11 protein-coding genes and 2 pseudogenes are annotated in these 12053 nt (G+C 40.9%); 3 read left to right on the top strand and 10 right to left on the bottom strand.

What is annotated here, in order from left to right:
• Positions 1–97: 97 nt before the first annotated feature.
• Positions 98–1195 carry an AI-2E family transporter gene (locus tag I8751_RS27685; RefSeq protein WP_214442291.1) on the top strand — a complete coding sequence of 366 codons (1098 nt, stop codon included), beginning with the start codon at positions 98–100 and terminating at the stop codon, positions 1193–1195.
• Positions 1196–1227: 32 nt separating this feature from the next.
• On the opposite strand, the gene I8751_RS27680 is transcribed toward I8751_RS27685, so the two are convergent.
• From I8751_RS27680 to I8751_RS27640, 9 genes and pseudogenes are all read right to left on the bottom strand, one after another.
• Positions 1228–2490 carry an HhoA/HhoB/HtrA family serine endopeptidase gene (locus I8751_RS27680; protein ID WP_214442290.1) on the bottom strand — a complete coding sequence of 421 codons (1263 nt, stop codon included), beginning with the start codon at positions 2488–2490 and terminating at the stop codon, positions 1228–1230.
• Between the two features lie 33 nt (positions 2491–2523).
• The gene (locus tag I8751_RS27675) at positions 2524–3123 is read right to left on the bottom strand and encodes a hypothetical protein (RefSeq protein WP_214442448.1); all 600 of its coding nucleotides are present in this window, start codon (positions 3121–3123) and stop codon (positions 2524–2526) included.
• 46 nt (positions 3124–3169) lie between these two features.
• A complete protein-coding gene (locus I8751_RS27670; protein ID WP_214442289.1) occupies positions 3170–4516 on the bottom strand; it encodes a DUF2254 domain-containing protein in 1347 nt (448 codons plus the stop codon).
• Positions 4516–5520: a mechanosensitive ion channel family protein gene (locus tag I8751_RS27665; RefSeq protein WP_214442288.1), complete on the bottom strand. Its 1005-nt coding sequence runs from the start codon at positions 5518–5520 to the stop codon at positions 4516–4518. The genes I8751_RS27670 and I8751_RS27665 overlap by 1 nt, the downstream gene beginning before the upstream one ends.
• A 32-nt stretch (positions 5521–5552) precedes the next feature.
• Positions 5553–6368 carry a potassium channel family protein gene (locus I8751_RS27660; protein WP_214442287.1) on the bottom strand — a complete coding sequence of 272 codons (816 nt, stop codon included), beginning with the start codon at positions 6366–6368 and terminating at the stop codon, positions 5553–5555.
• 94 nt (positions 6369–6462) lie between these two features.
• Positions 6463–7746, bottom strand: coding sequence for a TIGR00341 family protein (locus I8751_RS27655; protein ID WP_214442286.1), 1284 nt, complete (start codon positions 7744–7746; stop codon positions 6463–6465).
• A 316-nt stretch (positions 7747–8062) separates the two neighbouring features.
• Positions 8063–8644 (bottom strand): annotated as a pseudogene (locus I8751_RS27650) (amino acid ABC transporter permease); the annotation flags it as partial.
• A gap of 344 nt (positions 8645–8988) precedes the next feature.
• Positions 8989–9492, bottom strand: a complete 504-nt coding sequence (locus I8751_RS27645; protein WP_214442285.1) for a 2TM domain-containing protein — start codon at positions 9490–9492, stop codon at positions 8989–8991.
• Between the two features lie 139 nt (positions 9493–9631).
• Positions 9632–10438, bottom strand: a complete 807-nt coding sequence (locus I8751_RS27640) for a creatininase family protein (RefSeq protein ID WP_214442284.1) — start codon at positions 10436–10438, stop codon at positions 9632–9634.
• A 266-nt stretch (positions 10439–10704) separates the two neighbouring features.
• Here I8751_RS27640 and I8751_RS27635 point away from each other — a divergent pair, with 266 nt between their 5' ends.
• Positions 10705–11421 (top strand): ROK family protein, encoded by a 717-nt coding sequence (locus I8751_RS27635; RefSeq protein WP_214442283.1) that lies wholly within the window; start codon positions 10705–10707, stop codon positions 11419–11421.
• A 52-nt stretch (positions 11422–11473) separates the two neighbouring features.
• Here the strand turns inward: I8751_RS27635 and I8751_RS27630 are convergent.
• Positions 11474–11779, bottom strand: a pseudogene (locus I8751_RS27630) (zinc ribbon domain-containing protein); the annotation flags it as partial.
• A 68-nt stretch (positions 11780–11847) separates the two neighbouring features.
• On the opposite strand from I8751_RS27630, the gene I8751_RS27625 reads away from it, so the two are divergent.
• A partial coding sequence (locus I8751_RS27625; RefSeq protein WP_214442282.1) for a transposase occupies positions 11848–12053 on the top strand: 206 nt, incomplete at its 3' end.

The raw sequence follows: 12053 nt of genomic DNA, 5'->3' as shown, positions 1-12053 counted from the left end.
CAGTCTTTTAGTGGCTTTTTAAATGTAGTGATACAGCTATTTTGAAGTAATTAAACTCAGAAGAATAGCTGTAAATAACAAAAACTGGGGGCTGCTTGTGCGATTCGGACAATTAATCGGGTTTCTCGCTCTTGTTACATCTCTTTATATTTTGTGGCAAATTCAGCAAATACTTTTGGTGGTATTTGCAGCCGTAGTTTTAGCTACAGTCCTAAATCAATTAGTGAGTTTTTTCCAAAGATTTCGCATTAAGCGAGGAATTGCAGTTGCCATATCAATTATTCTCTTATTAGTGGTTTTGGTCGGTTTTTTTGCACTGATTGTGCCGCGTCTTGTTGACCAATTGCAACAATTTGGTAATATTATGCCTATAGGACTAGAACGGTTGCGATCGTGGAACAACTGGTTACACAATGTAATTCCTGATCAACTTTTAGAAAATATTCGGGGACTTAGGTATCTAACTCAAGGTTTACAAGATTGGTTAAATCGCCTAATAAACAACTTTTTTAACTTGGTCAGTAGCTCACTTTCTATTATTTTAGGTTTACTGCTTTTTGTAGCTCTCACCATCATGTTATTAGCCAATCCCTCGCCCTATCGGCAGGGATTTATAATGCTATTTCCTGCCTTTTATCGTCGGCGAGTTGATGACATTCTCAATAAGTGTGCAGTCTCGTTAACTGGCTGGATCAAAGGCACGCTCCTGACTATGCTGGTCATTGCAACATTGAGCTATATTGGACTGTTGATTTTAGGAATACCGTTGCCATTAGTTAATGCTATTTTGGCAGGATTATTAGAATTTATCCCAAATGTTGGGCCAACCTTGAGTGTGATTCCGCCTGCACTGCTAGCATTAAATGAAGAACCTTGGAAAATCGCCGCTGTTATAGCTTTGTACTTTGGAATTCAGCAGATTGAGAGTCTAGTTCTAGTGCCTTTAGTGATGAAAAGCCAAGCATCTCTTTTGCCAGCAGTTACATTAGTAGCAGTGGTCTTTTTTGGCAGTTTTTTCGGTTTTTTAGGTGTATTTCTGGCTGTTCCGTTAGTAATTGTCTTTCAGATTTGGATCAAAGAAGTTTTGGTCGAGGATGTACTCAACAAGTGGCATGAAAATAAAAAAGATAATCAAGAACAAAAAGTATTAGCTGTGGTAAATAGCAAGTCTGAATCATCGGTTGAAAACAGTTAATCAGTCAGATAGTAATTACCTACCTGACAAACTTAAGACTGGGTATTATTTAGAGATGGCAGTGGTTCAGGTTTTACTGTAAATTGTAAGTTCTGTCCGTTGCGTAGCACTTGGATTTGTAAGTTATTGTTTAAGCCATTCTTTTCGAGAATCTGCTGAACTTCTTCAGATGTGGTAATGGGTTGATTATTGATTGTTTGAATAACATCTCCTGGGCGCAGTCCGACTCTTGCAGCAGGAGAATTAGGGATAACGCGAACAACAAGAATTCCTTGGTCTGCTAAAATGCGGACGTTACTGTTGGGATAATTCTTGATTCTTTCCTTGACTTCGGGTGTTAGCGTCAGCATCTGAAGACCTAAATAAGGATATTCTACTTTGCCTTGAGTAATTAATTGCTGGGCAATTCGTTGAGCCGTATCTATAGGAATAGCAAAGCCAATACCTTCAGCACCTTGGATAATTGCAGTGTTAACTCCTATCACCTGACCGCGAGCATTTAAGAGTGGCCCGCCTGAATTTCCAGGATTAATTGCTGCATCGGTTTGAATATAGCTACTAGGTCTAGTGGAAAGATTTAAAGAACGGTTGATGGCACTAATAACGCCTACTGTTACTGTTTGTTGTAAACCTAAAGGATTACCGATCGCGATCGCCCATTGTCCTGGTTTTGCAGAGTCAGGATTTGCTATTTCTACTGCTGGTAAGTTATTACCAGGAATTTGCACAACTGCAACATCGCTCACCGAATCTTGGCCTAGCACTTTGCCCTCAACAGTACGACCATCAGAAAATGATACTGTCACCGTATCTGCATTGTTGACAACGTGAGCATTGGTGAGAATTCGCCCATTGGGATCAATGATAAAACCAGAGCCTACACCTCGCACCACTCGCTCTTGAGGCTGTGTTGGTAAGGTTTCACCAAAAAAACGTCTAAAGAATGGGTCATTTAATGCATCAGGTAATTGTGGTACTTCAGTTCTGACAGTTCGGGATGTATTAATTTGAACTACAGCTGGTTCTACTTTTTCCACAACTTCAACTACAAAGTTGCTGTCCTCAGCAGTTGGTGTCAAGGGGCGCGAACTTTGATTTTGTGACTCACCAACTGTAGGAGAAACAACAGGTGAAAGACTAACCTCTCTCGAACAGCTACTCAAAAACCCTACCACTACTCCTATAAAAGGTAACAGCAGATAAGTTGTCGATTGTTTCCATATTGAATGCCTTTGTAATTTCACCAAATTTGATGTAGTAAATTTCTGTTGATTATGTATATATTTAACCTTCATAGTTGTCTTCTCAAGTATCAAAAATTATCTAATTTAAACGTATGTCTCATTTTGGTAATTGTTTGCATCTGGATGACGATTTGTCCACTTTCGTAATGCCCAAAGGCTAATTAGAGCTGCTAATCCAGCCCCAAGAGAGTCCATAATTAAATCAATAATGGTATCGTTTAAACTTTCAATTACTTGAGTATTGAGAATCTTACCAGCAGACCATTCCGTAACTTCCCATAAAGCACCAATAGCAATTCCAAAACTGGTAATTGTCACCAGATACAAAAGTGTATGATTCCGAAATATATTCAACATTGAACTATAGACTAAAAAACTGAGTGCTAGGGTAATTGCAAAAGTTGTATAAGCATGAACAATCTCATCATAAGGCCCCGGCATACCAAATAAATTCCATACCCAACCAGTAGCATTTAGCAATGCAGCCAAGACAAACAGAAAATCAAACAAAGTGGGTAATTTATCATCCCGAATTACAAACACAAAAGATGCTATGAGGAAAAATGCTAGACCCAAGGCATTTGACCACTTCCCCTGAGCTGCTGCGGCTATGACAAATATTGCTAATAGAGCTTGTCCAAACCACGCCATGACTCGAAAACCTTTCCAATTCATACTATTTATTCCTAATCCTAAATAAAACTATTAATTTAAAACGCTATTTTTCTGGTTAATCCCAATCCTTAATAGTGCTGCTGTGATCTAAACTTTTAATGACCTCGTAATACCGTTCTTGCACATCCTTGCAGTCTTGTTCTTGTGAAAGTCCCTCACGGCTATCTTGTAAAATCATGTCAGCATGATGCCGCAGTGCTGATTGATATTTAGAATTGTTAGTGTAATTAGCAATTAAAGCTATAGCTTCTAACAAACGAATACTTACTGCGGCATCAGACCGCCCGTACTGGCGAATTTGGTTAAAAGCAGCATCAGTTAATCCCTTAAACTTTACGCCTTCGGCAATTACGCGCAGTTTATTATTATCGTAGCGATAAGGTGAAGGGAAGTTCCTTTGAACGAGATGACACAATCCAGCACTTAATTGGTCAATACAACGAATTGCAGTAAATGGGTCATTCACAGCAGGAGAGATAGCACGTAAGGCAATTTCTACTAACTGATTGATCGGAAATTCTACATCCTGCTGCTCTGTACGTTCTTTACCTAGAATGAAGGCATTATTGATTTTTTTGGTAAGTTTTTGATTTACTTTGTAACCAGGAAAAACCAAGACTAAATCGCTACCTTGAATTACAAATTTTCCTGGTCGAGTCTGAAGGCGTATTAGCAAATGATGTTGACAAGCAATATTCATTAATTCTTGGTCATCAATTGCTTGTAGATAACCAGTACCATTAGCTCGAATTGGTAAAGCTTCCTCCTCAAAAGACATGGGAATTTCTTCAACTGTTTGTCTAAGTTCTGGTTCACTATGTCCTATTTTTTGGGGAAATAAGCGCTCAATTGCTGAATGGAAATCTGCACTTACATTTTGAATTACGTGAGATGCCTGAATTATTGTTGAAGCATGATGAATGAAATAAATCAAAACACCAATACTAATAATTGCTAGTAAAATACCGAACGTTACCGCAAGTTGTGGCACAAACTCACTATATCCATCTCCGTCTCCATGAATTGTTCGCAGCACGAGCAAGCAGTAGATGAACGTACTAATAAATGTGCCAAGTACAACTTGATTACCAGTGTCCTGCATGAAATTACGCAGAAGTCGGGGGCCAAAATTGGAAGCAGCCAGTTGAAGCGCCACGATTGTAATTGAAAAGGCTGTAGCAGCAACGCTCACCATCGAACCTGCAACAGCTTCTAAGAGCGATCGCGCTCCATCTGCTCCACCAGTATAAACCCACCAATAATCAATTTTTAACTTGTCTGTACGGTCAAGAGTGAGCATTGTAAAGGCTAAAGCAGTAGCTCCCACTGCCATTACTGCTGGTATAAACCAGTAACTTGAGTGGAGTTGATCCCAAAGTTTGCTTACCTTGACATTTTTCATTATTCGTTGAGTTGAGAATCTACTTTGCCATTACCATCTTGTGAGGAGCGCAATTGAGCCAATAACCTGAGTGAATCAGTGATGCGGCGAGGCTTTGGTACTTCACCTTTACCAGATGGCCAACCTTCGCGTTGACGGGAGCGGTTCCCATCTGTCTCTTCTGTCTGGTCGTGGAACAAAATTTGTTGTGTTGGGAAGGGCAAATCAATACCGTTGGCGACTAACGTTTTCTTAATTGCAGATAGTACCTTGTCCCGTGATTGAAGATCGTCTATCCTTCGTGGTGGATGAATCCACCAGCGCACACGGATGTTAACAGTGCTTTCGGCTAGTTCCATTACCAGTACATCAGGAGCCGGATCTCTTAAAACTTCGCCTACGCTATGCATTGCGTCTAGCATCAACTGCTTGGCTTGGTCAATATCATCGCCGTAGCCAATGCCGACATCGTACTCTAATCGGCGGTTATCAAAGGCAGTGTTGACAGTTACCGAATTAGTAAACAACTCAGAGTTAGGAATCACAATCCGCCGACCATCGTAAGTTCTGATTGTTGTGGCGCGTGTCTCAATATTCTCGACCGTTCCTTCAAAACCTTTAAAAACAATTTGATCATCAATTTGGAAAGGTTCAGTCAGCAAAATTAAAATCCCAGCTAAGAAATTTTGCAAAATATCGCGGAAGGCAAAACCAATTGCCACACCACTAATTCCCAACAGTTGCACCAAATCACCTGCTCTAAATGTAGGAATCACAATAGAAAGGGCGATAAACAACCCAATCAAAATTATTACTCCTTGCGCTAACCTGCCCAACACTAATCCTAAATTCCGGGCATAACGACGGTTGCGAGTCAATCGCTTGACCAGTGCCTTAACTCTGCTAGCAATAATCAAAAACAGTAGAAAGACAATCAACGCTAAAACAATGTTTGGTAGCAAAGCCATGAAATTGTTGATCATGCTTTGAACCTTGTCCCAAGCTGTAGCGATTTCTAAATTCATGTAGTTTCCTCACTAAGTAATTTTTGCTAACGTTAACGCTCAGAATTTTGATGCAATAATTCTTGAATTTCCTCCCGCAACGCTGCAATTTCTCTGTGAAGCAATTGAATCGATTTCGCTCCAGCTAACTCTGCTTGGTCATCATCGGCATCACGACCGATAAAAAACGTCGCCAGGGTTGCAGTGACATAGCCAAACACAGCAAACGCATATAATGCCAAGAAAAAACAAAGCACCCGTCCTTCGGGCGTTTTGGGCGAATAGTCAGAACCCATCGTTGTCATTAACATTGCTGTCCACCAAAAAGCAGTGCTGTAGCTGTGCAGCCCTGATTCCACAGGAACTTCATTTTCAAACGCATACATCCCTGCTGCTCCTAGTAAAGTAACAATCATTGTTAACGCCACAACATAACCAAATCCTCGACGGCTAATACTTGCTGCTAAAACCCGCATCCCTCGGTTAGCACGAGTCATAACTCGCAATAGTTGTAGCCCTCGCACAGCGCGTGTTGTTTGTAGTACGCGGATAACTCGTATAATCCGAAAAGTACGCAGCGCTGGCAACACCAAAGAAATAGCTGTTAGCCAGTTGCTTTTGATATAGGAATTTTTATGAGGAGCGATCGCTAGTTTCAGCAGAAAATCTAAGATAAAAATAATCCAGATAGTGATGCTGAAGGCTTCTAGTAAAGGATTTAACCCCCAGATGATTTCGATGATGAATATTGCTAGCCATACAAAGCCCAGCACCAGCATGGGAGTTTCTAGCCAATCTTCCAACTGTTGCAAGACTTCGTTACGTTCTCTTTCTAGGGCTTGTTTTTCTAAAAGTTTAGAACTACTCATAGTATTAATTCGTAATTCGTAATGACGCTCGATGACTCGCTAACGCTGCGCTAACGTAATTCGTAAGTTAATGCCGAATTTTAGAGAATTGGTCTTATTGTTTACTTGCAGGTGTTTCTAGCACGTTGACATCAACTAGAGGTGTCACATTTAAGTCCTGTTTTAATAATTGAGTTTGAATTGCTTGGGTGAGGCGATCGCGGATTTCTTCATTAGACGCTGTAACTTGCGGTTGACGCTGCACATAAACAACCGATAGCAGAGTATCCTGACCTTCAATGTTGGAGCGTGTGAAGCGTACATTCGACTCGACTAATTTTGCTAACCCAACTTCCTCTACAGCCTTTTGAACTTCAGCGTTAGCACGTTGGGCAAGGCTGGAACGTTGTAAATTGGGAGAATTAGAGAACTGCCAAGTTAGTAAGCCTGCCAATGCTATGACAGTTATTACTAAGGCAATACCGAATACCCGTTTTTGACCACGTTGATAGCGAGTTTCTTGAGCAGACAACCCAAACACTCGGAACAACAAAGCTGCTGAAAAGTTAATACCGCATAGTTGCAAAAACAGTAAAAACAGCCCCGAAATTACCATGTCCCACCTACCAATTGCACTGGCCATTCCCACAATTCCGGCAGGTGGAGCTAAGGAAGCGGCAACTAACATTCCAGTTGCTGCCCCAGATACTAAACTACTGCGCTCTGACTGCACCAAGTTGAGCGCTCCTGCTGCTCCGGCTACCAATGGTAAAATCACTGCCACTGCTGAAACCTGGCTATTATCTAGCATTAAACTAGTAGGAATTTCTTGCCTTAGAATCAGGCTAAGTAGCCAAGTAGTGACGATTGTGACTGCTAAAGCTGCAAAATATCGTAAAATACTCCGCCCTAGAAGTTTGCGATCGCCCCATGCAGTAGCAATTGCAGTATTCATGGCCGGGCCTGCAAACGGTGCAATCAGCATTGCCGCCACTAGCAAATAACTTGTATTAGTATACAAACCAATCCAAACTACAAAGCCTGCCAGTGCTGCATAACCAAGAAAGCCTCGCCAGGAGCCAACACTTTGCAAACCAGAAAGAAAAATCTCAATCGGACTGCGTTCTTCTACATCTACAACCTGCTGCGCGGCTTCCGAGGCAGGGGGTTGCAGAGCCATCACACCAGTTGGTATGAACGTGATTTGTACTTTGGGCAAGTCTTGCAATTCCTCTAGGACTTTTCCAACTTCTCGATTGGAAACGTGAACAATTACCACATCGATTGGTTCGTCTGCATTCCCTTCAAAGCGTACCAGGTTTGAGCCGTTATGAGATTTAGCAATGTCGATGACTGCTGTTCCGTTTCCTCGTGGCACTTGAATAATCAGTTGACGCATTTTCACCTCCTAGGGCTAACCATCTTGCTTTTTTAGGTGATAACTCTACTACCCAAAGGAATATGTTTTGCAAAATGCATCTCATATTTAACTAATACTTAATTTTTGTTTACCCATATACATGCAATTGATGCAGCTTAGTAAAAAAAGCGATAATTGAAGTACTAAAACAGGTTATACAAGTAAAGTTTAATGCACTTTAAATTTTAGATATAGTCTAAATTTAAATCTAAATAGTGGAAAAAAAGTGGAGAATTTTCTTGCACCTCTAATCAGCTTTCTGACCCATCGAATGTTTTAGTCGTCGGGAATAAAATTAATTGCTCTTTTCGTTAATGGGATTGAGCGATCGCTCAAAGCGACTAAACGCTTGGGAAGAAAGCAGAGTCAGGAACAAATAAACCAAGGCGACAGTAGCATAAATTTCAAATGAACGATAGTTTTCAGCTACGATCAGCTGCCCTTTACGAAACAATTCTTCAAACCCAATGATAGCGACTAAGCTGGTGTCTTTGAGCAGGCTAATGAACTCATTACCCAGAGGTGGCAGCATCCGCCGGAGGGCTTGAGGAAAGATTACGTGACGCATCGTTTGCACTGAGCTTAAACCCAGTGCTTGAGAGGCTTCTGTTTGCCCAGGGTCAATTGATTGAATGCCTGCCCGGACAATTTCAGCAATATAGGCAGCACTATTGAGATTCAATGCAATCACCGCTGCTGCTAGACGATTTAAACTGAAGATGAAACCAAAATTTTGGGCTAAAGCAGGCAACCCAAAGTAAATCATAAAAATCTGCACCAGTAACGGTGTCCCCCGGAAAAAGTCTACATACGCCCTAGCAATCCAGGGCAAAGGTGGAGTCGGGGAAAGGCGAACAATTCCAATCAGTGCGTAACCAAAGCACAACAGTTAATCTAGCCATATTCTTTAGACTTCTCGAAAAATACCCAAGCTTAGACTTTGACCAGTTTTAATTAAAAATTACAAATTAAAGATTAAAAATTGAAAGAAATAATAATTTTTAATTAATTAATTTTGGGTACAAGCCCCCACTAAATCTTTGATTTAGTGGTCTATAATCAGGGGTGGGTTCATGGTATACATCCTTAGAAAAAGAACTCATAAATAATTGTTGCTGTATAAGATTATTTATGAGTTATGGATAAGTAGTCAGGTCAGTGTAGGTAGTTGACTATTGTTTTAAATCTAAGAGCGATCGCTAAAAATTCGCTCTCAATTCATTACATTTGCCAAGCCTTAAACCACTTATTTAAAACTGTGTTAACAGTTTGTTTGAATTGGTGCTTGCGATGCCACTTCTGAAAAGCCACTTCATATTCTTCGCCTTTGGCTTGAAAGGTGTTCCAAACATCAAGCCCTACTGTCATTCCCCAGAATAGCAAAATATACAGCGACCAACTCAGACCGCCACCGCCGATAAAATCCACCAACATTAAACAACTGTTGATAATGGCATAATTACCAAAACGCTTCTTAAATCTTGTGAGGCGATAAGTGTCAAAAGCTTGGCGTTGCTGGATTTCACTGGACTGCGATCGCCAGTCACGTTCTGCTAAGTTTAAAGACTCAGGCGATATTTCTAACTCAGTAGCTATTTCTAACAGCTGGTTATAAGAAAATTCTTTGTCTTGGTCGTCAGCTTGACGGGCGATCGCAAACTGAAGAATTTTCTGCACATCTTCTTGGCTATAAGAACGGAGGCTCTTAGGTTCAAAGTCCGTCATAATTATGATCTCTTAGTGTTATTTTAATAACAATTTGTCGCCCGATAGCTGTTATGCAGCTATACCACTACTATTAACCATATTTGCACTATTCTTACAGTAGCAAATCTAGATAAGATAAAGGTACGGTTTTCTCTAATTACTCATCTGTTTGGGGTTGTTTAAAAGCGTAAATATCCTTAAGAACTTGTACCCAACCATCAGCAACAGATTCGAGGATGCGATCGCCTTTTTCTTTGGTTGCAGTTGTTGCGTCACCAATAACTCCACTTTTACTAATATCTCGCGTCACCCAAGCCACAGGTAACTTACCTTCCCAACTTAGTAGACTACTTTCTGGATGTTCTGGTGGATACTCAGCTACCGCTTTCTCCATCTTCACCTGTTCTGGTAAAATTGCCAGCATAATACTAGTTTCTGCATCTCCAGCGTGCATTCCTAGCTGTGCTTCTTTGGGAGTCAGCAATTCTTTAGTAATATGAGGTACGCGCCAAGTAAACAGTGGAAATATTAAAAAATCATTATACTTAACGTGCAAATCTCGCGCTGCCATTTGCATCACTTGGGGTTGTCCACCGTGGGAATTCATCAGCACCAATTTTCTAAACCCAGCCTGATAAATACTTTCTCCCACTTCCATAATGATTGCTGTGAGAGTTTCTGTACTCAAGGTAATCGTGCCAGGAAAATGCCAGTGTTCGTTAGATTTGCCATAATAAAGAGTTGGTAAAGCATAAACAGGAATGCTAGCATCCAGCTTTTCCAATGCTCTGCCTAATACCCCTACACCAATGGCAGCATCGACAATCAGCGGTAGATGAGGGCCATGTTGTTCAATTGCCCCTACAGGCTGGATGATGACTACATCTTCCTTATTTGGCATTGTCTGTATATCAGTCCAAGTAAGGTAAGGGAAAAAGTGTTGTGGAGGAATAAAGCTGTGCATTTTACTACTGTCGCGTCATTTTTATGTTAATTGGATTCTGAGACAAGGTGAGCAAGAGAGCAGGGGAGCAGAGGAGATAAGAATAAAATAACCAATGCCACTTATTGCCTATTGCCTATAGCGCTTCTCAATTGCATGGAATACAGACCTAACCCCCAGTTTCTTCACTTGCAGGAGAGAGGTCAAAACTTTACTGTACCTAAGCGATAACCGCTATCTTGCCTGTTCCCATGCCCAATCACAAATAACCACAAGGACAAAACTCAATGACTGAAGAGAATGGATCGATTCGCACCTTATCGGTTGATATTGGCGGTAGTGGTGTCAAAGCTATGGTGTTAGATATTACCGGGGTTCCTTTAACGGAAAGGAAGCGTTTAGATACACCCCAACCTGCTACACCTGAGATTGTAATTAATGCAATTGTTGTTTTGGCAGCTGCTCAAGGTGAATTTCATCGCGTTTCGGTGGGTTTTCCTGGAGTGGTGAGGTCTGGAGTTACGGAAACAGCGGTAAATTTACATCCAGACTGGATTGGGTTTGACTTGGAAACAGCATTGACAAACCGCTTAAACAAACCTGTACGGGTAATTAATGATGCTGATATGCAAGGATTTGGCGCGATCGCAGGTAAAGGCGTGGAATTGGTAATTACCTTGGGCACTGGGTTTGGTTCGGCTTTATTTGTAGATGGTAAACTTGTACCCAACATGGAAATGGGACATCATCCATTTCGTAAAGGAGAGACTTACGAAGAACAACTAGGACGTGCAGAACTAGAAAAAATTGGTGAAAAAAGATGGAACAGGCGTTTAGAAAAGGCGATCGCATCTTTACACCATTTGTTCAATTATGATTATCTTTATATTGGTGGTGGTGAAGCCGTGAGAGTAGATCTTCAATTGCCTTTAAATGTGAAACTCATCCCCAATATCACTGGTTTATTAGGCGGTATTGCTTTGTGGCGTAGTGAGAAGAAATGAAATTGACATACTCCCCCGAATCTGGTTTTGCTAAATTCAGGAGATTCTAGGCTCAAACAGCAATTGCAGGCACAGCCTGTCTGACATCGCCTAACCCAACAGTCGATGCCCCGACTGCACAAATATTTTGACTGGCGTTTTCGTCTCTGCCATTGACTGACTGACAAGATGGGCAACGCCATTCTCGAATGGACAAATCTAAACTTTCTAGAACGTGTCCACAGCCAGAACAAGTCTTACTACTGGAATACCACTGGTCAATGAAAATAACCAGTTTATTCTTCTTTTTGGCAACCCATTCTAAGATTTGTATAAACTCACCAAAAGCCAAGTCTGATATTTTTCTACCCCAAAGACGCTATTCACCCAATGGAGTGCGTTTTATAGTTAAGGTTTTCACTTTTCCTTCAATCTATGTGGATCTACATGAAAACTGTATATAATCACTACAATCACGCAGTCGGATTAGCTACTGTTAATTTAGTCTGGATACCATGTAGACGTAGGAGGGTTTTTGCTAACAATGAAAAGTTAAAATTGCGATGTATTGAGATATTTCAGTCTGTTGCTAATGAGAAAAAATGGATTATCAAGGCAGTAGAGATTGCCTCCGACCATATTCATTTATTAGT

Source organism: Atlanticothrix silvestris CENA357, from assembly GCF_016056295.1.
GTDB lineage: Bacteria > Cyanobacteriota > Cyanobacteriia > Cyanobacteriales > Nostocaceae > Atlanticothrix > Atlanticothrix silvestris.
This window is presented reverse-complemented; position numbering and strand designations above follow the sequence as displayed.

Bases quoted from the DNA above. Each gene is read 5' to 3' on its own strand.
- I8751_RS27680 (WP_214442290.1), bottom strand. From the start codon at position 2,490: ATGAAGGTTAAATATATACATAATCAACAGAAATTTACTACATCAAAT.
- I8751_RS27670 (WP_214442289.1), bottom strand. From the start codon at position 4,516: ATGAAAAATGTCAAGGTAAGCAAACTTTGGGATCAACTCCACTCAAGT.
- I8751_RS27665 (WP_214442288.1), bottom strand. From the start codon at position 5,520: ATGAATTTAGAAATCGCTACAGCTTGGGACAAGGTTCAAAGCATGATC.
- I8751_RS27660 (WP_214442287.1), bottom strand. From the start codon at position 6,368: ATGAGTAGTTCTAAACTTTTAGAAAAACAAGCCCTAGAAAGAGAACGT.
- I8751_RS27655 (WP_214442286.1), bottom strand. From the start codon at position 7,746: ATGCGTCAACTGATTATTCAAGTGCCACGAGGAAACGGAACAGCAGTC.
- I8751_RS27645 (WP_214442285.1), bottom strand. From the start codon at position 9,492: ATGACGGACTTTGAACCTAAGAGCCTCCGTTCTTATAGCCAAGAAGAT.
- I8751_RS27640 (WP_214442284.1), bottom strand. From the start codon at position 10,438: ATGCACAGCTTTATTCCTCCACAACACTTTTTCCCTTACCTTACTTGG.
- I8751_RS27635 (WP_214442283.1), top strand. From the start codon at position 10,705: ATGACTGAAGAGAATGGATCGATTCGCACCTTATCGGTTGATATTGGC.